Annotated in this window: 17 protein-coding genes; 13 read left to right on the top strand and 4 right to left on the bottom strand. The window is 44.3% G+C overall.

Annotation, left to right across the window (positions count from 1 at the left end):
• Position 1 precedes the first annotated feature (1 nt).
• From ICN29_RS07730 to ICN29_RS07705, 6 genes are read left to right on the top strand one after another with little or no spacing between them, the layout of a single operon-like run.
• Complete coding sequence (locus tag ICN29_RS07730) at positions 2-841, top strand: CorC family transporter (protein WP_216131381.1); 840 nt, start codon at positions 2-4, stop codon at positions 839-841.
• Positions 842-849: 8 nt separating this feature from the next.
• Positions 850-2,382 (top strand): apolipoprotein N-acyltransferase, encoded by a 1,533-nt coding sequence (gene lnt / locus ICN29_RS07725; RefSeq protein WP_255538104.1) that lies wholly within the window; start codon positions 850-852, stop codon positions 2,380-2,382.
• Between the two features lie 59 nt (positions 2,383-2,441).
• Positions 2,442-3,326 carry a glycine--tRNA ligase subunit alpha gene (gene glyQ / locus ICN29_RS07720; RefSeq protein WP_216131378.1) on the top strand — a complete coding sequence of 295 codons (885 nt, stop codon included), beginning with the start codon at positions 2,442-2,444 and terminating at the stop codon, positions 3,324-3,326.
• 25 nt (positions 3,327-3,351) lie between these two features.
• A complete protein-coding gene (gene glyS / locus ICN29_RS07715; RefSeq protein ID WP_216131376.1) occupies positions 3,352-5,490 on the top strand; it encodes a glycine--tRNA ligase subunit beta in 2,139 nt (712 codons plus the stop codon).
• Positions 5,487-6,059: a D-glycero-beta-D-manno-heptose 1,7-bisphosphate 7-phosphatase gene (gene gmhB / locus ICN29_RS07710; RefSeq protein WP_216131373.1), complete on the top strand. Its 573-nt coding sequence runs from the start codon at positions 5,487-5,489 to the stop codon at positions 6,057-6,059. Before glyS ends, gmhB begins: the two co-directional genes overlap by 4 nt.
• 7 nt (positions 6,060-6,066) lie before the next feature.
• A complete protein-coding gene (locus tag ICN29_RS07705) occupies positions 6,067-6,801 on the top strand; it encodes a lysophospholipid acyltransferase family protein (protein ID WP_216131370.1) in 735 nt (244 codons plus the stop codon).
• A gap of 6 nt (positions 6,802-6,807) precedes the next feature.
• Here ICN29_RS07705 and rsmA read toward each other — a convergent pair whose 3' ends face one another.
• From rsmA to ICN29_RS07685, 4 genes are read right to left on the bottom strand one after another with little or no spacing between them, the layout of a single operon-like run.
• Entirely contained in the window at positions 6,808-7,584 is a 777-nt protein-coding gene (gene rsmA / locus ICN29_RS07700) for a 16S rRNA (adenine(1518)-N(6)/adenine(1519)-N(6))-dimethyltransferase RsmA (protein ID WP_216131367.1), read from the bottom strand.
• A 3-nt stretch (positions 7,585-7,587) separates the two neighbouring features.
• Positions 7,588-8,595, bottom strand: coding sequence for a 4-hydroxythreonine-4-phosphate dehydrogenase PdxA (gene pdxA / locus ICN29_RS07695; protein WP_216132157.1), 1,008 nt, complete (start codon positions 8,593-8,595; stop codon positions 7,588-7,590).
• Positions 8,570-10,027 carry a peptidylprolyl isomerase gene (locus ICN29_RS07690; RefSeq protein WP_255538103.1) on the bottom strand — a complete coding sequence of 486 codons (1,458 nt, stop codon included), beginning with the start codon at positions 10,025-10,027 and terminating at the stop codon, positions 8,570-8,572. Before ICN29_RS07690 ends, pdxA begins: the two co-directional genes overlap by 26 nt.
• Complete coding sequence (locus ICN29_RS07685) at positions 10,024-12,471, bottom strand: LPS-assembly protein LptD (RefSeq protein ID WP_369411657.1); 2,448 nt, start codon at positions 12,469-12,471, stop codon at positions 10,024-10,026. Before ICN29_RS07685 ends, ICN29_RS07690 begins: the two co-directional genes overlap by 4 nt.
• A gap of 108 nt (positions 12,472-12,579) precedes the next feature.
• Here ICN29_RS07685 and ICN29_RS07680 point away from each other — a divergent pair, with 108 nt between their 5' ends.
• The 7 genes from ICN29_RS07680 (at position 12,580) to purH (ending at position 19,848) form a co-directional block, all read left to right on the top strand.
• Positions 12,580-13,581 carry an aminoglycoside phosphotransferase family protein gene (locus tag ICN29_RS07680; RefSeq protein WP_216131361.1) on the top strand — a complete coding sequence of 334 codons (1,002 nt, stop codon included), beginning with the start codon at positions 12,580-12,582 and terminating at the stop codon, positions 13,579-13,581.
• Positions 13,581-14,297, top strand: a complete 717-nt coding sequence (gene murU / locus ICN29_RS07675) for an N-acetylmuramate alpha-1-phosphate uridylyltransferase MurU (RefSeq protein WP_216132151.1) — start codon at positions 13,581-13,583, stop codon at positions 14,295-14,297. Before ICN29_RS07680 ends, murU begins: the two co-directional genes overlap by 1 nt.
• Positions 14,281-15,654: a Xaa-Pro aminopeptidase gene (pepP, locus tag ICN29_RS07670; protein ID WP_216131358.1), complete on the top strand. Its 1,374-nt coding sequence runs from the start codon at positions 14,281-14,283 to the stop codon at positions 15,652-15,654. Before murU ends, pepP begins: the two co-directional genes overlap by 17 nt.
• A 9-nt stretch (positions 15,655-15,663) precedes the next feature.
• The gene (locus tag ICN29_RS07665) at positions 15,664-16,821 is read left to right on the top strand and encodes an FAD-dependent monooxygenase (protein ID WP_216131355.1); all 1,158 of its coding nucleotides are present in this window, start codon (positions 15,664-15,666) and stop codon (positions 16,819-16,821) included.
• 142 nt (positions 16,822-16,963) lie between these two features.
• A complete protein-coding gene (gene dusB, locus ICN29_RS07660) occupies positions 16,964-17,980 on the top strand; it encodes a tRNA dihydrouridine synthase DusB (protein ID WP_216131353.1) in 1,017 nt (338 codons plus the stop codon).
• Between the two features lie 39 nt (positions 17,981-18,019).
• Positions 18,020-18,259 carry a helix-turn-helix domain-containing protein gene (locus tag ICN29_RS07655; protein WP_216131350.1) on the top strand — a complete coding sequence of 80 codons (240 nt, stop codon included), beginning with the start codon at positions 18,020-18,022 and terminating at the stop codon, positions 18,257-18,259.
• 8 nt (positions 18,260-18,267) lie between these two features.
• Positions 18,268-19,848, top strand: coding sequence for a bifunctional phosphoribosylaminoimidazolecarboxamide formyltransferase/IMP cyclohydrolase (gene purH, locus ICN29_RS07650; protein ID WP_216131347.1), 1,581 nt, complete (start codon positions 18,268-18,270; stop codon positions 19,846-19,848).
• Positions 19,849-19,856: the final 8 nt, after the last annotated feature.

Here is a 19,856-nt window from a genome sequence, read left to right as displayed (position 1 = left end):
CATGCCTGACCCCAATAAATCCCTTTTAAATCGCTTGACTGATTTTTTAACACCGCTACCAACTAAGCCTAGTGAGCGCCGTCAAGAATTAATTGCCACGCTGCGTGAGGCGCAGGCTGAAGGTTTAATTGATGCTGATGCACTTTCGATGATTGAAGGTGTATTTCAAGTTGGTCAACTTTGTGCACGAGATATCTTGGTACCACGCGCCCAAATCGATTGGATCGATATCAACTTGCCTCTTGCTGAGTTGATCAAAACCGTCATTCAAGCAGCGCACTCTCGCTTTCCAGTATTTGAGGGTAGTCGCGATAACGTAATAGGCATCTTATTAGCCAAAGATTTACTCCGCCACGTAACAGAAAAAGATTTTCAAGTGCGTGACTGGCTTCGTCCAGCAGTTTTCATTCCTGAATCAAAACGCTTAAGCGTTCTCTTACGTGATTTTAAAGATAATCGCAATCATTTAGCCGTGGTAGTTGATGAATATAGCGGCATCGCAGGGATCATTACTATCGAAGATGTGCTTGAACAAATTGTTGGCGATATTGAGGATGAGCACGATATCGATGAAGAGGCTGACAATATCATTTCTCTTGATAACGGCGATATCAGAGTAAAAGGTATAACCGAACTCGAACAATTAAATGAAGCGCTCGGCACTAAATTTGCAGTAGAAGATATTGAAACTGTGGCTGGTCTTGTCGTCCAGCACCTAGGTCGTGTTCCAAAAATTGGCGAACTCATCACAATCGATGGTATTGAGTTTGAAGTACAGCGTGCCGATCCAAGGCAAATTCACATTCTGCTGGCACGCCAAATAGCCAAAGCCCTTGACTGAGAAATATCTTGGTTGATCTGCATTCTGGTAAGACCTATCGAAGTGTTAATTCCTTAGCGCCAATCACACTATTGTTTCTAGGCGCCTTACTCGCTCTATCCGCTGAACTTCCTTTTGGTGGCTGGGTTCAGATTCCCCTACTGAGTGTCGTTTGGTGGCGTCTAAGACTGCTAAAAGATTCGTCTCTCAAACAGTATCTTTTCTCGAGCCTGGCATTTGGAATTGGTTATTTTGTTGTGGGCATTTGGTGGCTCTATATCAGCTTACATAACGTAGGTGGCATGAATGCCTCACTCGCCAGCATCGCAGTTTTTTTGCTTTCTACTTATGTTGCTTTCTATTTCGCTATCGCGTGCTTATCAATTCGACTCTTTAAAACTTCTTGCTGGTCAGGCCTACTTTTAGCCTCGAGTTGGGTCCTTGGCGAATATCTGCGTGGAGAATTATTCACAGGATTTCCATGGATGGGTTTGGCTGAAACACAAGTTAACGGGCCATTTGCATCTATAGCGCCATTCCTGGGTGGACCTGCTTGTACTTTTTTGGTGATCTGGACTTCTTGGGAAATTTTCCAACTCAAGCAGCACTTCAAATTTAGCATTGTTAGCATTGCAGCTCTCATTACGATTTCTCAGTTAGCAGGATTGACTTCTTTTACAAAACCTTTTGGCGAGCCGATTAGCATTCGGCTGATACAAGGAAATTTTGAGCAAAGTATTAAATTCAATCCACTAGCAAGCAATAGGCAAATCGATTTTTACGTAAGTGAAATCAAGAGAGAAGCTGCTGATCTTGTCATCATTCCTGAAACTGCATTTCCATGGCCTCAAAATAATCTTCCAGCTGGATTAATCACATACCTGCAAGACTTTTCAAATACCAGCTCAAGTAATCTCCTCCTAGGTTTAGTTGGTGAAGTTGCTACCGATAAAGGCTTGCAATATACAAACCGGGCTACGGGCTTATCTCCGTATGTTCCTCCATACCAATACGACAAATCTCACTTAGTGCCATTTGGTGAATTTATTCCATCAGGCTTTCAATGGTTTGTTCAAGCCCTTTATGTACCTATGAGTGACTTTGCTAGAGGAAGCCTCAAACAAGCGCCTTTTAATATTGCGCGTAAGGATCAGCCTGCAATTTATGCTGCCATAACGATATGCTACGAGGATGTATTTGGTGGAGAGTTAGCTTCTCGCATTCAGAATAGTGAGGCGCCAGTTAACCTGCTGATTAATATGACCAACCTTGCCTGGTTTGGGCAATCACAAGCACCAACTCAACAATTGCGTCTATCCCAATTACGTTCTCTTGAAACAGGTTTACCAGCCTTGCGCGCTACCAACACTGGTATTACGGCAGTCTTAGGCGCCGACGGAAAGATACTTGCGGCTCTGCCCGAATTTACCCAAGCAAGCTTAAGCGCTCAGGTGCAACCTTATACAGGCAAAACTCCCTATGTCATTTGGGGCAATTTCCCAATTTTGAGCATTTCCTGCCTTCTGCTGATCTGGGGTCTGATTCGGCATCGACATTTTTAGTCATTCTTGACTCTACCCCCTGTTAGCCATGTAAAATCAACGGCTTAGCCAGGTTAATCATGCTTACTTTTCAGCAAATCATTCTCAAACTTCAGGATTATTGGGGCCAACAAGGTTGTGCCCTACTGCAGCCCATCGATCTTGAGGTCGGTGCAGGTACGTCTCATACCGCGACCTTCTTACGTGCTATTGGTCCAGAGCCTTGGAAGGCAGCTTACGTGCAACCATCTCGTCGTCCTAAAGATGGTCGCTACGGTGAAAATCCAAATCGCCTGCAACACTACTACCAGTATCAAGTGGTTCTAAAGCCAGCTCCAGAAAATATTCTTGAACTCTATCTTGGATCACTAGCAGCACTAGGCCTTGATCTCAAAGAAAACGATGTGCGCTTTGTAGAGGATGACTGGGAGAACCCTACGCTTGGAGCTTGGGGGTTAGGTTGGGAGGTTTGGTTAAATGGCATGGAAGTGACTCAGTTCACCTATTTTCAGCAAGTGGGCGGTTTAGATTGCAAGCCTGTTCTTGGTGAAATTACTTACGGCATTGAACGTTTGGCAATGTACATCCAAAATTGCTCCAATGTTTATGACCTTGTTTGGACAGATGGTATTTCTTATGGTGACGTGTATCACCAAAATGAAGTAGAGCAATCTTGCTACAACTTTGAGCACTCAAATACTGAATTTCTGTTTGCAAACTTTATAAATTACGAGAGTGAAGCAATACGCTTGATGGAAGTGCCACTTGCTTTACCCGCTTATGAGATGGTTCTCAAGGCAGCCCATACCTTTAATTTACTTGATGCACGCGGCGCCATTTCAGTAACCGAACGCGCAGCCTACATTGGCCGCATTAGGAACCTTTCTCGCTCAGTAGCTCAAGCTTATTATGAGTCTCGTGAGAAGCTGGGCTTCCCAATGTGTCAACGTCAAGCTAAAGCTTAGGTATTGAGATCCAAACAATTTATTTATGAGCAAAAGCAATACACCGATACAGTCAGCCACTTTATTAATTGAGGTATTGACTGAAGAATTGCCACCGAAATCACTACGTCGCTTAGGCGATGCTTTTAGTGCAGGCATCTTTGACGCTCTAAAAGCTGCTAGCCTAGCTAGCGAATCATCAGTAGTCACCAGCTTTGCTACGCCACGTCGCCTTGCAGTTCAAATAAGTAACGTTCTCAATCTTGCGCCTGACTATCCTGTTCGTGAAAAATTATTACCAACTAGCATCGCCTTTGATGCCGCTGGTAAAGCTACGCCGCCATTACTGAAAAAATTAGGCGCGCTTGGTTATGCTGATACCGACATCGCCACTCTTGAAAAATCAGGCGAAGGTAAAAATGAAACGCTGTACCTGAATGTGATTGCCAAGGGTGCTGCATTAGAAGAAACTGCACAAGCAGCACTTGAACAAACACTTAGTAAATTGCCAATCGCTAAAATGATGCACTATCAAGTGCTACAAAAAGATGGGCAATTAGAAGATGTTCAATTTGCACGCCCAGCCCATCGGATTATTGCCTTGCATGGTCATCAAGCTTTAAATATCAGCAGCTTAGGAATTCATGCAGGCAACCAAACTGAGGGGCATCGCTTCCTAGCGCCAGGTAATGTCATTATCGCTACTGCAGACCAATATGAAAATGATCTTAAAACCAAAGCCAAAGTAGTACCTAGTTTTAATCAGCGTAGAGATCAAATTGAATCTGCCCTACTAAAGGCTGCTGGCAAGGATTTAGTCTTAATGCCAGATAGCTTATTAGATGAAGTGACTGCTCTCGTTGAATGGCCAGCCATCTATGAATGTCATTTTGATCAAGAATTCTTAGAAGTACCCCAAGAATGCTTAATTTTGACAATGCAAACTAATCAGAAATACTTTGCATTGACTGATCAGCAAGGCAAGTTACGTAATCGCTTTTTAATCGTTTCCAACATTGAAACTATTAAGCCAGACGCCATCATCTCTGGTAATGAACGTGTTGTACGTCCACGCCTTGCGGATGCACGTTTTTTCTTCCAACAAGATCAAAAACGTTCTTTAGCCTCTCGTGTTGCTGATCTTGGAAAAGTGGTTTATCACAATCAATTAGGCAGCCAACTAGAGCGGGCCAAGCGTGTTCAAAGTCTTGCTATTGGTATTGCAAAAAAGCTCAATGCTGATGAAAAACTGGCAAGCCGTGCTGCAGAAATTGCCAAGACTGATTTGCTAACTGATATGGTCGGTGAATTCCCTGAGTTGCAAGGCATCATGGGCCGCTACTATGCAACGCACGATGGTGAAAATCCTGAAGTAGCTAGCGCATGCAGTGAACACTATATGCCCCGCTTTGCAGGGGACACGTTGCCACAAACACAGACTGGTACGATTCTAGCCATTGCCGATAAGCTAGAAACCTTAGTAGGTATATGGGGGGTTGGCCTTGCACCAACCGGCGATAAGGATCCCTATGCATTACGTCGTCATGCACTAGGAATTTGTCGCCTACTCCTGGAAAAGAATTTTTCCTTAAGCTTGCCTGACTTAATTGAATTAGCTCACGCGCAGTTCTCACAAAAAGATATTCAAGAAAAAGCAAATCCTGCTGCTATTTATGAATTCATCATCGATCGCTTGCGCACTTACCTGCGTGATCAATCAGTTGCCGGAAAGCCATTTACCAGCGCTGAAATCGATGCCGTACTCAGCCAAGAGCCAGCACAAATTAATGACTTGATCCTACGTTTAACTGCTTTACGTGAATTTAATGCTCTGGCTGAAGCTACTCAACTTGCTGCCGCAAATAAACGAATTAGCAACATACTCAAAAAAACAACGACTGCTATTCCAGCGAAATGCTCTAGTAAATTATTACAAATTCCTGCAGAAGCCGCTCTTTATAAAGCTTTAGAGAGCATTACTCCTACCCTCAATACCGCTTATGAAAAACGTCAATTTGTTGAACTCCTCAAAACATTGGTTGCCTTGAGTACACCAATTGACCAGTTCTTTGCTGATGTCATGGTGATGGATCCCAATCCTGAGTTACGCGATAACCGCCTAGCTCTCCTGCAACAACTTCACCAGAAAATGAATCTTGTTGCCGATCTCGGCAAATTGGCATGAGCATTAGCTCTTCTAAACTCATCATTCTTGATCGCGATGGCGTGATCAACGAAGACCGTGATGACTATGTGAAATCTGTTGATGAATGGGTGCCGCTACCAAGAAGCTTAGAGGCAATAGCCTTACTGAATCAAGCAGGCTATCAAATCGCAATTGCTACTAATCAATCTGGTCTATCCAGGGGTTATTTTGCGATTAATGACCTGCATGCTATGCACAGCAAAATGGATAAACTCCTGCAGCCATTAGGCGGTCGTATTGACAGCATCTTTTTTTGCCCCCATGTAGATTCTCACGGCTGTGATTGCCGCAAGCCTGCACCCGGCCTCATAAAAGAGATTGCCTTACGCTATAAAAAATCTGATAAGGCTCAGCCCCTTTTAGGCGTACCGATTGTTGGTGATTCCTTACGTGATCTACAGGCTGGCATTGCCCTAGGCGCTTCACCCCACTTAGTACTCACTGGCAAAGGTCAAAAGACTTTAGATCAGGGTAACTTGCCTGAGGGTACGCAAATTCACGCTGATCTCATGGCATTTGCAAATGCCCTTCTAGAAAACAAGGCCTAGAGAAAATATGATTTATGTGCGCTCCACTCTCTTTGCTGTATTTCTTCTGATCTTTACGCCGATTTGGTCAGTGCTGTGTATGCTGGCATTTCCTTTCCTGAGCCCAGAAAACCGTTACAGCTTCATTGGGCTTTGGAACAAGGTAGTTATTTGGCTCTTGTGGCATCTGTGCAATATCCGCTATGAAATTCGCGGGATGGAGCATATGCATACTGTACTTGATCAACCGGTGATTATTCTTAGCAAACATCAGTCTGCTTATGAAACGATTGCATATATTGCGCTTCTTCCAAAACAACTTTGCTTTGTTTTTAAACGCGAGTTACTTTGGATTCCATTTTTTGGCTGGGCTTTAGCTTTACTCAAGATGATTCACATTAATCGAGCTAATAAGCAAACAGCAGCGCTTTCAGTTGCCAGCCAGGGTCGCAAACGCTTAGGCGAAGGCAAGTGGATCATGCTATTCCCCGAGGGCACTAGGACACCGAGAGGCTCAACTAAACCTTATCGCAAAGGTGGCGCACGCCTTGCAAGTGCTACCGGTGCATTAGTCATTCCGATTGCACATAACGCAGGTAATTTCTGGCCTAAGAACAGCTTTTTAAAACAACCTGGCACAGTAATCTTTTCTATTGGCCCAGCAATTGCTTCAGAAGGCAAATCCGGTGAAGAATTACAACAAGAGGTTGAAGGCTGGATCGAATCCGAAATGCGGATAATTGATCCCAGCGCTTATAAATAAGAATGCTTAAGAGGCTAACACTTTAGCCCACTCAAGATAGCGCTCCACTGCAATATCCTGAGCTCTGGCTTTTAATTCAATCTCAGTCAAGCTCAATCTCTCTGCAAATACTTGTAAATTAGTACGTAGCATTTTTCTTCTCTGCGAGAAGGCTGCCGCAACAACCTGCTCTAGAGCGCTCCACTGAGCATCATTTAAATTGAAATCTTTGCGTGGAATCATACGTACTACTGATGAGTTCACTTTCGGCTGAGGTTCAAAGGCTTCGGGAGGAACCTCTAGGACAAGCTCCATATCGTAACGAGCCTGGAGCATCACAGACAGCCTGCTGAAATCAGAGCTTCCTGCCTTTGCTACCATCCGCTCAACAACCTCAGCTTGCAGCATAAATATTTGCTCATCAATCTGTGTAGCAGCTGAAACAAGATGAAACAGTAATGGTGAAGAAATGTTGTAAGGCAAATTACCCACCACCTTACAAAATCCTTTTTTGCCAGAACGATTATTAGCCCACTCTAGAAAATTAAACTGTAAGGCGTCACCTTCAATGACTGTTAAGCCATCGAGATTTTGCTGATTCCAATAAGCGACTAGGTCGCGGTCAATCTCAAGAAGATCAAGTTGATCGAGATTTCTGAGTAGAGGCCTAGTTAAAGCACCAAGTCCAGGACCAATCTCAATCACGTGCATATCTGGGCCAGGGTTAATTAAGGCTACGATGGAATAAATAATCCCGTCATCTTGCAAAAAATTTTGCCCAAAACGTTTACGTGCACGATGCATTACTTAACTTAATTTTCTTTTATTTAAGGCGAGTTCATAGGCTAAACGTAGCGCTTCTAGCATGCTTCCAGAATCGGCAATTCCTTTTCCAGCAATATCCAGAGCGGTTCCATGATCCACAGAGGTCCGGATAATTGGCAGGCCTAAAGTCACGTTCACGCCACCACCAAAGGTTACAAATTTAAATGGAGCCAAGCCCTGATCGTGATACATCGCTATAAATGCATCAACATGCTCAAGTGCTGCAACATCAAACATAGTGTCCCCAGGATAAGGCCCAGAAACCTGTATTCCTTGCTGTTTAGCGGCCTCAATTGCAGGTGCAATCATGTCAATCTCCTCGCGCCCTAAATAACCAGACTCGCCAGCATGCGGATTTAAGCCGGCGACCCGAATTACTGGCTTGGCTATGCCAAATTTTGTGCGCAAATCTTGGTTCACTATCTGAATCGTTTCCAGTAAGAGCTCATAACTTAAAGACGCGGATACTTCATTTAGGGGAAGATGAGTACTTACTAGGGCAACTCTTAAATTTCTGCGGGATTTAATCCCTAGAAACCCGGCTGGCAATGGAGCGCAGAGCATCATAACAACATGTGGGGTATTTGAGCGCTGCGCTAAATACTCTGTATGGCCAGTAAAAGGAATGCCTGCACTATTAATCAAACTCTTTTGAATAGGTGCCGTAACCATTGCATCGCATTCTCCTTGAATGCAGGCATCGCTAGCTCGATCAAGAAGATTGAGGACATATTGAGCATTAGCGGGATTTAACACTCCTGGATCTACAGGCGAAGCTAATGGCATTGACTCAATCTTTAGTCGATCAAATGTGCTGAGATTATTTTCTGAAGAATGCTTGAATAAGTCTTCATTACCCAACAAAGTGATCTGCGCATTGGGTTGCTCACCTAAAAAATCCTTTGCTGCAGCCAGACAGACTTCAGGTCCTACTCCGGCTGGTTCACCGGTGCTGATGATCAGCTTAACGGGGTGCGGCACTAGCTGCATCATCTACGTTCAAGATTTTGACAGTTGCTGTATCGCGTAATTGACGCAACCAATCCTGATAGGCCTGATCCATTTTTCTTTCACGAATTGCTGCGCGGGCAAACTCCCGCTGCTTTTCTACTGTCAACTGCGCTTCACGACGCTCTAAGACCTGTATCAAGTGCCAACCAAACTCTGATTTAACTGGATTGCTTACCTCGCCAATCTGAAGTCGATTCATTGCCTGCTCAAACTCAGGCACTAAGTCTCCAGGACCCATCCAACCCAAATTCCCGCCATTTTGTGCCGACCCATCCTCCGAATATTTTTTAGCTAATTCACCAAAATCAGAAGTCTTAGCCCGCACTTGGTCGCGATATCCTTGCAAGCGCCTCTCAGCATCTTGATCAGTTAAACCCACTCTATTTTTCAATAAAATATGGCGAGCCATAGTTTGTGTAATAGCAATATTTTGGGGTGTAGTAGATACGGGCTCTTGTGGTGCAGCCTGTTGCTGGACAGGGGCTGCGCTGATTGCGCGACGATCTAAAACCTTGAGGACATGATATCCAGCGGGGCTCTTTACAACAGCATTTGCAACTTGTCCACCACCAGTATTCCGAATGGCCTCATAAAATAATTGTGGCAAACGATCAGGCGTACGATAACCTAATTGTTGAAACTTGATTTTAGGATTTTCCTTTACAGTAGCGGCCCCAAGCTGCAAAAAATCCACATCACCTCTTGCACTAGCCAATAAAATCTCAGCCTGTTTTTTTCCTTCAGCCTGAGCACCAGCTCCAGCTCCAGCCTCCACTGGAATGAAAATCTGCGCGATATCAATTTCTTCAGGCGCTCCTTTTTCTGGAGGTGCAGAGCGTGGTGTACTACCAACAGCAATAGCGCGCATACGATCACCAATAAAATTATCTACTTCTGCATCTGAAATCTTCATCTTTGAATCTACTGAGTATTCTCGATACCGACTCACAACAACTTCATCGCGCAATGTCTCTTTATAACGTTCAAATGTTGTGCCTGTAGCGATGATTTTTTCTTTTAATTCAGCATAACTTAATTTATTTTTAGCAGCAATATCAGCAATAATTTTATCTAACTCTTTATTGGTGATTACCATGCCTTCTTGCTCAGCATTTTGTAATTGAATTTTTTCAATAATTAAACGGTCTAAAACTAGTTGTCGTAAATTAGCAGCGTCTGGTAATTTAGCACCCTGCTTCTGCAGACTTAAAATTCGGTCATCAATTTCTTTGCGCGTGATATAGCCCGTATTGACTACTGCTGCAACGCCATCGATATTTCGAATCTTGCTATCTGTTGGATTGCTAGCTTTTGGCAAATCTTGAGAGCAGACAACACCGGCAAAGGGAATAGCACCCAAAATAAAGGTAGCGATCAAAATCGGCTTCAAACGACTCCTATAAAACATCATTGATAGTTCTCATATATTGAAGGGGGAATTGGCTTTGAAGTAGGCATATATCCGGGTACATTTAATCTCATGATATCAACTGGACTACTCCCAGCACTAGCAAAGCCCCTAAATTCTATTTGGAAGAGTATTTGAGTCGTAGTTATTTGGGAGGTATTCAGCATTTGTGAATATACGCTGCGGAACGTCCAGCAATCTCTTGTCCATTCTAAGCCAACCAAAGTATTTAATGTTTTGGTAGTTAATGCATCGTAACCGTAGCGACCCAATACCGAGATCTCGCGAGTCAAAGGCCATTGGCCAGAAATATTGTACTGATCGGTTGTGGTTGCAGATGGAACAAAAGCCTGATTATTTTGAACTGATGCTTGAACAGGTGGCGACCAGACATTGCGCCAGCCAAAATTCAGACTTCTGCCAGGAGTTGGGCGCCAACTTCCGCCTACTGTAGTTTGTACAAAACGATTGAGCTGGGTGTTGTACTGCCCAAACATGTCAGCGCTAAAGTTTCCAAGTAAGCGAACAGAGCCTGAACCCAAAGTATCAGAATAAGTTGTGGGATTAACGATATTACCGTTTAAGCCAACCTTTTGTCCGGTGAATTGTTGTTGTTGTGCCAGCGTGACATTGGCTCGTTCAGCACCAGTATTTGCCTCGATCATTCTGCTTGTCATACCCAAAGTTGCTGCATTTCTGTCGGCAATCCGATCATTTCCAATAAATGTATTTTCAGCAAATATCTGTGATACACCAAAGCCAGCATCAGCCGTATCGAAAGTGGGTGTCTGTGCTTGACTTTGATAAGGGGTATATACATAAAAAGCTCTTGGCTCCATTGTGAGCAACATGTCACGCCCAAAGAAGCCTTTTAGCTCAGCTGCTTCTCGTTCAAATGCCATCCCAGAATCTAAGCTAAATGTTGGAATGGTGAAACCTTGTACTGGTGCTGCTCCAACATTATTAAATGGAGTAGCGTTGTAGTTATTGGATTGAAAACTTACCTTAGGGGTTAAGTAATAACCAGGGGTAACCTGTGGGAGAGACATTGCCCCTTTAACTACCGTTCTATCCGCCTGACTGTAAACACCAGGAGCAGTAGCGGCCAAGTTCCCTTGAATGTTGTATGCAAAACGCGTGAAGTCTGTAGAAAATGAAGTTGCTGGACCAGTTGGTATGGTTACATACTTTCCACTAGCGTCTGAAGCAGCTGGAGTTAAGCGATTATTGTAGGTAGCAGTAACGTTTGGTAAAACGTTATATGGCGCCTGCACGGTAACGGTAGGATCTGGCTGTAGCGTTTGAAATGTCAGAGCTCTTGCAGTGACATTCCAGTTACTTAAACTTCCTGTAAGCGACTTGCTTGTTCCAACTTCCTGTCGAAACTGATTGGTTATTGCCCCAGCAATACTTTGTGAAAACTGTGTTGGATACAGATTATCTGAAACCCTAGCGACGTTCGCATAACCCGACCATGAGCCAGGTAGCGGCACCCCGCCAGGCCCAACCCCACCACCAAATATTTGTCGTTGCTGCCAGTCATATCTCCATCGATCAGTGCCAGTCTGTTTATCGTAGGGCAAATAATCGCCGGCCAAAGTTCCAGAATATTTTGTGTCCAAAAAACGATACTGCGCACCTAACATCGTTCCACGATGATTCATATAACGCGGCATTAATAACAGGTCACGATTCGGTGCAATATTGACGTAGTAGGGCTGCGTAATATCCAGGCCGTTATTTGAGTTGTATCCCACAACTGGTGCCAAAATACCTGTTCGGCGTTGCCCACCTGTAGGCGCGGTGAAATAAGGGACATAGGCAATCGGCACATCAAAGAATCGCATCACTCCATGGGTACCAATCATCTCTTTTTGCTCGTTATCAATTTCCAAGCTACCCACAGTGAAATACCAATCCATGTTTTCTGGGGTACAGGTGGTGTAGGTTGCCTTGTCGAAAACAAATACGTCTGGACCCTCAACTGTTAGTTTTTTTGCAGACCCACTTCCACGGGTGTCACGAATCTCAAAAGTTGGCGTTTCCATGGCGCCTTCACGCGCATCTACTTTAAATTGCCCCTTGGGACCCCTGAAGGTCACATTCCCTTTTGAGAGCTCAGCATTCCCAAGTAAATCTGCCACATCGGTATCTGGGTTGTAAGTGATTTCGTCAGCTTTAAGGACTGCTCCATTGCGGCGAATTTGAGCGCGTCCTTTCAAGTGCATATCACGGTCGACCACACCATCAATTGAGTCGCTGGATGTAAAGGTCAACGCTTTACCATCTTCAATTGGCTTTCCTACGCGAAGCTGATCATCCAACCTTAAAATGGTGACATTTCCACGGTCTGGCAATAAAACAGTATTGGGATTCGACTGCGAGACTGCGGGCAATGGAGCTGGGGCCTGCGCCCGAATCGGGAGTGCGAGCTGAAGCAATATCACCCCCATAATTACGCGCGGGGTTATAGCTAAAAAAAGAGGGGCGCAAAGGCCGGCGCGACGGCGATAATGACTCATGGATCCAGACCAGCCTTATTATACGAATCGACCATGACTGACTCTCGCTTAAACAACCTTCGTAGCTGGCTACAAGCCCTAGAGCCTAGCTGGCAATTAGATCTAGACACTTTGGCTTCAGCCTCAGCAGATGCGAGCTTTAGACGCTATTTCCGTATTGCGTCCCAAAAGCCTAATTTTGGGACTCTTGTTGTGATGGATGCACCCCCTCAGTACGAACCTTTAGATGCGTTTATTCGGGTTGATTTATTACTATCTGCTGCCGGATTAAATGTTCCAAAAATACTCGAACAAAATATTACAGATGGCTTTCTTTTATTAAATGATTTAGGTACTAAAACCTATCTTGCGGAACTCAATAGTGAAAGCGCAGATCATCTATATCAAGATGCGACCCGTGCCTTAGTGCAAATGCAATTAGCTAGTAAACCGAATGTATTACCAAACTATGATCAAACCCTATTGCAAAGAGAATTAGATCTGTTCCCCGAATGGTATTTGAAGAAACATCTGAATATTCAACTAAGTGACCTGCAGCAATCCCAGCTCAATCAATCTTTTAAATTCATTATTGAAAACAATCTAGCGCAAGCAAAGGTCTATGTTCATCGGGATTACCATTCGCGCAACTTAATGGTGACTGAAAAAAATAATCCGGGCGTGATCGATTTTCAAGATGCTGTTTATGGCCCAATTACTTACGATGCTGCCTCTTTATGGCGCGATGCCTATATCGCATGGCCTGAAGACCGCGTGATTGATTGGGTTGTTAAATTCTGGGAAGAGGGTCGTAAAGCTAAGCTACCAATGCCAGATGATTTTGGTCAGTTCTATCGTGATTTTGAGTGGATGGGCTTACAGCGCCATCTAAAAGTTCTAGGTATTTTTTCAAGGCTATTTCATCGTGACGGTAAAGATGGCTACCTCAAAGATATCCCCTTAGTATTGGAATATGCTATTGCTACCGCTAATCGCTATATTGAACTGAAACCATTGGCACGCATTTTGGAGTCAACCCGCCAAAGCAAAGAATGATGAACAAGATCAATCCTATTCCTTGTTTCCTACTTGCAGCCGGTAGAGGTGAGAGGATGCGTCCACTCACTGATAGCTTACCTAAGCCCCTATTAACTATTCAAAATAAATCATTATTAGCATGGCATCTTGAGGGTATTGCCAAGTCAGGCATCCAAAAGGTTGTCATTAACCATGCATGGCTTGGAGAAAAAATTGAACAGAGTCTAGGAGATGGCCATCAATTTGGTTTAGATATTCAATACTCGCCTGAGGCTACTGCCCTAGAAACTGCTGGGGGTATCTGTAAAGCTCTCCCCTTACTTTGCCCCGAAGATTATTTTTTAGCAATTAATGGCGATGTTTTTACCCCAAACCTACCTATCAAAATACTTTTAGAAGTTGTTTCGAAACTGCAAAATGACCCTGGTAGACCATTGGCCCACCTTTTAATGGTCCCAAACCCAGTCCAACACCTCAATGGAGACTTCTATCTTAAAGACTTCATAGTTAGCGATGAATCATCAATGGGCGCAGAAAAACTCACTTTTTCGGGGATCGGCATCTATCACAAGGATCTCTTTAGAGGGCTAGAAATAGGCGTCTCTGCCAAACTGGCACCCCTGCTAAAGGAAGCTATGACGCAAAATAAAGTGTCTGGTGAAAAATATACCGGTCCATGGCACGATGTAGGGACTCCACAACGCTTACAAGAGCTCAATGCAGCTTATGAATAACAAGATCTATCAAGAACGCAGAAATACACTAGCAAAAAAAATCTACGCCAAATCTGGTGGCGGTATTGCAGTCATATCTACTGCGCCTGAGCTAGCCCGTAATCGTGATAGCGAATTTCCCTATCGCCATGACAGTGATTTCTTTTACTTAACTGGCTTTGAAGAGCCGGGTGCAACCTTGGTAATGGAAATAAAAAGCGGCGGCAAAAACTATGAACTTCAATCCCATTTATTTTGCAGACCAAAAGATCCTGAACGTGAAATTTGGGATGGTATTCGTCTTGGGCCTGAGGCAGCACCAACAGCGCTTGGTATTGAATACGCATACAGTAATCATGAACTTGATCGCAAACTAGGCGAGCTACTAGCTGATCAAGATGCTATTTATATCCGCTTGGCTGAGAGTGCAGAAGCAGATCGTCGCTTACGTCATTGGATGAAGCAAGTCCGAGTTCAGGCACGTTCTGGTATTAACCCACCATCAGAACTCCATGATGTTGAAACACTCATTCATGAGATGCGTCTCTTTAAGGACACGAATGAAATTGATACGATGCGTCGTGCTGCAGCCATCTCTGCGCGCGCCCATATTCGGGCGATGCATATGTGCAAACCTGGTATTCGAGAATATCAACTTGAAGCAGAATTACTACATGAGTTCCGCAATAGTGGCGCGCAAAGTGTTGCCTATAACAGCATTGTTGCAGGTGGTGCCAACTCTTGCATCTTGCACTACCGCGCCGGTTCAACAGAATTACGCAGTGGTGAACTGTGCTTAATTGATGCAGGTTGCGAGCTAGATGGATATGCATCCGATATCACACGTACTTTTCCAGTCAATGGAAAATTTACAGGTCCTCAGCGCGCGCTCTACGACATCACTCTGGCTGCCCAAGAGGCAGCAATTGCAATGACCAAGCCAGGTAATACTTTTATACAGCCTCACGATGCGGCGCTCAAAGTGCTTACCCAAGGATTACTTGATGAAAAACTACTCAAACTTTCTGAGCTGGGTTCGTTAGAGAATGCCATCGAAACTGGTGCTTATCGTCGCTTTTATATGCACCGCACTTCACACTGGTTAGGCATGGATGTCCATGACGTTGGCTCTTATCGTGAAGACAGTGAAAGCCTCCTGAAAGAAGAAAAGCCTTGGCGAATCTTGAAAAGCGGCATGGTTATTACGGTTGAGCCAGGCCTTTATGTAAGGCCTGCTGCTGATGTTGATGAGGCCTTCTGGAATATTGGCATTCGAATTGAGGATGATGCAGTCATTAATGAATCTGGCTGCGAATTAATCTCTCGTGGCGTGCCAGTGAAAGCCGATGAAATCGAAGCAACTATGAAGAATGCCTAAATTCCAATCATGAGTGAACTTAGTTGTGACATCTTGATTCATGGGGGCGGGCCAGTTGGCCTTGCTTGCGCTGCCTGGACTCTCCAAAAGTTTCCAGATGCAAAACTATTACTGATTGATCGCAATCCTGTCGATGATGCTGATCTAGCTGCAGCTGATAGTCGGGGTATCGCCCTGTCTCATGGCAGCAAACTCTTACTAGACACTATTAACGCGTGGCCAAAAGATTGTGCTGATATTCATCGTGTGCATGTTTCACAAGCCGGTCGTTTTGGTCGTGCATTAATGACACGGGAAGAGCTCAAGCAAGATGCCTTGGGGCACATCATTCGCTATCGCGATATTCATGTCACATTACGCAAAGCGCTAAGAGTAATCCAGGCTAAGAGTCCTCATTTTGTTTGGCAGCACGTCAATAAAGAAGGGGCGCCAATCAGCAGCCATTCTCAATGTATCGTGCATGCCGAGGGCGGTCTATTCACAAAACAGGATTGGGTTGAATCTGGTCGCGACTATGGACAATCAGCCTTAGTAGGTTTAATTGAAGTAGAGAACGCAGCCCCCCACCAGGCTTGGGAACGCTTTACGTCTGAAGGGCCATTGGCAGTTTTACCAAGTCATTACGGTCCTCATATTTTGAACATGGTGTGGTGTGGATCACCTGAGTCTTCGCAATATCGTCTCCAATTAAGTGATGCTGATTTTCTAAAATCATTGCAAAGTGAGTTTGGCTCACGTATCGGGCGCTTTTTGAAAATTCAAGATCGTCGCTTATATGAGCTAGGCCTTAACTATCGAAAAGAAATTACTAAAGATAATGAAGTATGGATTGGTAATGCTGCGCAAACTTTGCACCCAGTGGCGGGGCAAGGACTGAACCTAGGATTGCGTGATGCTTTCTTACTTGCTGAAAAATTGGTTGGGGTATTTTCAGGAGCGCCAGAAAACCAAACTACAGCAAATATTCAAAGTGCATTGGAAGGTTATGCTCAAAGTCGTAAAGTAGATCGCACGACTACTATTGGTCTAACAGACTTCATGGCAAGAGTATTTACCTCCAATCTAACTCCCATTGTTGTAGCCCGTGGATTGGCTTTATCAGCGCTACAGTGGTTTCCACCGATAAAGACAGCCTTGGCACGCCAGATGATGTTTGGCAGGCGCTAAGGGTCTCTAATAAGTCCCTCAATTGATGCCCAAGTAATTTGGGTTGAAGTAAATAATCTGCCTAAAAAATAGGCATATTTAGATCTCTTTGTGCTAAAGTGTCATGCTTCCCGCAAGACTCTGACTACACCAAGCAAAACAAATGAAGATCGGTCCTCACCTCCTTGCAAATAGACTATTTGTGGCTCCTATGGCTGGAGTTACTGACCGTCCATTTAGGCAACTTTGCAAGAAATTAGGTGCTGGCTATGCCGTCTCAGAAATGGTGGCCTCCAATGCCTTGCTTTGGAATAGCGAAAAGACTCAACGTCGCGCCAACCATGTTGGTGAATTTAAACCGATCGCTGTGCAAATTGCAGGTGCAGATCCTGTCACGATGGCTGCAGCGGCAAAAATGAATGTAGACCACGGTGCGCAAATTATTGATATCAATATGGGCTGCCCAGCGAAAAAAGTGTGTAACGTCGCTGCAGGATCAGCTCTGTTACGCGATGAACCTCTCGTCCAACGCATTCTCGAGGCGGTAGTACAGGCTGTAGGGGTTGGTCCTGATGCTGTTCCAGTGACATTGAAAATTCGGACGGGTTGGGATCGAGAACATAAGAATGCAATCGAAATTGCACATCTTGCAGAAAACTCTGGCATCTCCATGCTTACCGTTCATGGCCGCACTAAAGCTGATCTATATCACGGCGAAGCTGAATATGAAACGATTACTGCCGTAAAAAATAGTGTGCGTATACCAGTAGTTGCCAATGGTGATATCAACAGCCCAGAAAAAGCAAAAGCCATACTAAAAATTACTAGTGCTGATGCCATCATGATTGGTCGCGCTGCTCAAGGACGCCCATGGATATTCCGAGAAATTAATCACTACCTGGAAACTGGTGGTAAGTTACCCACCCCTGAAATCAATGAGATTCAGGCCATCATGAATGCTCACCTTCTTGACCACTTCGAGTTTTATGGTGAATACATTGGCCTACGTACAGCCCGCAAACATATTGGCTGGTATTGCAAGGGTTTACGTGATTCGCATGCATTTCGTCAACGCATGAATACTGCCGATGATTGCAAAACTCAATTACAAATGGTCAATGATTATTTTGATGAGATGAAATCTCATTCAGACCGTTTACTTTTCTTAGAAGCAGCTTAGTTGCATCTTAATTATTTTGTTTTTTAAATTTGAACATTTATGACTAATAAGCACCCTATTACTGAATGCATTGAAACACAATTGCAAGGTTACCTAAATGACCTCAAAGGCACACCTCCGACAGATATCTACCAAATGGTATTGGCTGTGGTTGAGAAACCCATGCTGGAGCTGGTCATGCAACATGCCAAGCAGAATCAATCTTTGGCGGCTCAATATCTCGGCATTAATCGCAATACCTTGCACAAAAAACTCGTAGAACACAAACTACTTAAATAAGTAAAACTATGATCCGTACAGCCCTACTCTCCGTCTCCGATAAAAATGGCATTGTGTCGTTTGCTAAAGCCCTTCATGAGCAAGGCATTCAGTTAATTTCTACCGGCGGCACCGCAAAACTTTTGGCTGAAAATAATCTGCCTGTAGTAGAAGTTTCTTCTTTGACTAAGTTTCCTGAGATGTTAGATGGACGAGTGAAGACACTTCACCCGATGGTTCATGGTGGATTATTGGCGCGCAGAGACTTCCCTGAACATATGGCAGCGCTTAAAGAGCATGGCATCGATACGATCGATATGTTGGTAATCAATCTTTACCCTTTTAATGAAACGGTTGCCAAGGAAAAATGTTCATTTGAAGATGCGGTGGAGAACATTGACATCGGTGGCCCAGCCATGTTGCGTGCTGCTGCCAAAAATCATCAAGATGTAACCGTGTTAATCTCTCCTGATGATTACGGGCCAGTATTGGCGGAAATGAAAGCCAATAAAAATACTGTTTCATACAAAACCAACTTAGCTTTAGCTAAAAAAGTTTTTGCACATACTGCGCAATACGATGGTGCAATCGCCAACTATCTCTCTGCATTAGGTAATGACTTGGATCACAAAACCCGCTCTGTTTATCCAGAGACTCTGCACCTTGCCTTTGAAAAAGTCCAAGAGATGCGTTATGGTGAGAATCCACATCAATCTGCAGCATTCTACAAAGACATCTGCCCAGTAGATGGTGCACTCGCTAATTACAAACAACTGCAAGGTAAAGAGCTCTCCTATAACAACATTGCTGATGCTGACTCTGCTTGGGAATGCGTTAAGAGTTTTACTGGCAATACTGGTGGAGCTGCAGCCTGCGTCATCATCAAGCATGCTAACCCTTGTGGTGTAGCTGTTGGCGCCAATCCGCTGGAAGCGTACCAGAAGGCTTTCAAAACCGATCCAAGTTCAGCCTTTGGCGGCATCATTGCCTTCAATGTACCGTGCGATGGCGTTGCTGCCCAAGAGATCTCCAAACAATTCGTGGAAGTATTAATTGCTCCTAGCTTTAGTGACGAAGCAAAAGCCATTTTTGCGACAAAACAAAATGTGCGCCTTTTGGAGATCCCATTAGGTACCGCGTTTAATGCTTTTGATTTCAAACGTGTTGGTGGTGGCTTGCTTGTGCAGTCACCCGATGCGAAGAATGTTCTCCAAAACGAGATTCGTGTTGTGAGTCAAAGACAGCCTACTCCTGGCGAAATGAACGATATGATGTTCGCTTGGCGTGTTGCCAAGTTTGTGAAATCCAATGCGATCGTATATTGTGCTAATGGTATGACCTTAGGTATTGGTGCTGGCCAAATGAGTCGAGTCGACTCTGCCCGTATGGCTAGCATTAAAGCTGAAAATGCTGGCTTAAGCCTGAAGGGCTCAGCAGTTGCAAGTGATGCCTTCTTCCCATTTCGTGATGGCTTAGATGTTGTCGTCAATGGTGGTGCAAGCTGTGCAATTCAACCCGGCGGCAGCATGCGTGATGAAGAAATCATCGCAGCAGCTAATGAACATGGTATTGCAATGGTCTTTACTGGCACGCGTCACTTCCGTCACTAAGCAACAGA

This window comes from Polynucleobacter nymphae, assembly GCF_018882155.1.
Classification (GTDB): Bacteria; Pseudomonadota; Gammaproteobacteria; order Burkholderiales; family Burkholderiaceae; genus Polynucleobacter; species Polynucleobacter nymphae.
This window is presented reverse-complemented; position numbering and strand designations above follow the sequence as displayed.

Coding starts and splice junctions, on each gene's coding strand:
- rsmA (WP_216131367.1), bottom strand. CDS start 7,584: ATGCATCGTGCACGTAAACGTTTTGGGCAAAATTTTTTGCAAGATGAC.
- ICN29_RS07665 (WP_216131355.1), top strand. CDS start 15,664: ATGAGTGAACTTAGTTGTGACATCTTGATTCATGGGGGCGGGCCAGTT.
- glyS (WP_216131376.1), top strand. CDS start 3,352: ATGAGCAAAAGCAATACACCGATACAGTCAGCCACTTTATTAATTGAG.
- pdxA (WP_216132157.1), bottom strand. CDS start 8,595: ATGCAGCTAGTGCCGCACCCCGTTAAGCTGATCATCAGCACCGGTGAA.
- ICN29_RS07690 (WP_255538103.1), bottom strand. CDS start 10,027: ATGATGTTTTATAGGAGTCGTTTGAAGCCGATTTTGATCGCTACCTTT.
- pepP (WP_216131358.1), top strand. CDS start 14,281: ATGCAGCTTATGAATAACAAGATCTATCAAGAACGCAGAAATACACTA.
- ICN29_RS07705 (WP_216131370.1), top strand. CDS start 6,067: ATGATTTATGTGCGCTCCACTCTCTTTGCTGTATTTCTTCTGATCTTT.
- gmhB (WP_216131373.1), top strand. CDS start 5,487: ATGAGCATTAGCTCTTCTAAACTCATCATTCTTGATCGCGATGGCGTG.
- dusB (WP_216131353.1), top strand. CDS start 16,964: ATGAAGATCGGTCCTCACCTCCTTGCAAATAGACTATTTGTGGCTCCT.
- ICN29_RS07730 (WP_216131381.1), top strand. CDS start 2: ATGCCTGACCCCAATAAATCCCTTTTAAATCGCTTGACTGATTTTTTA.
- purH (WP_216131347.1), top strand. CDS start 18,268: ATGATCCGTACAGCCCTACTCTCCGTCTCCGATAAAAATGGCATTGTG.
- ICN29_RS07680 (WP_216131361.1), top strand. CDS start 12,580: ATGACTGACTCTCGCTTAAACAACCTTCGTAGCTGGCTACAAGCCCTA.
- glyQ (WP_216131378.1), top strand. CDS start 2,442: ATGCTTACTTTTCAGCAAATCATTCTCAAACTTCAGGATTATTGGGGC.
- ICN29_RS07655 (WP_216131350.1), top strand. CDS start 18,020: ATGACTAATAAGCACCCTATTACTGAATGCATTGAAACACAATTGCAA.
- murU (WP_216132151.1), top strand. CDS start 13,581: ATGAACAAGATCAATCCTATTCCTTGTTTCCTACTTGCAGCCGGTAGA.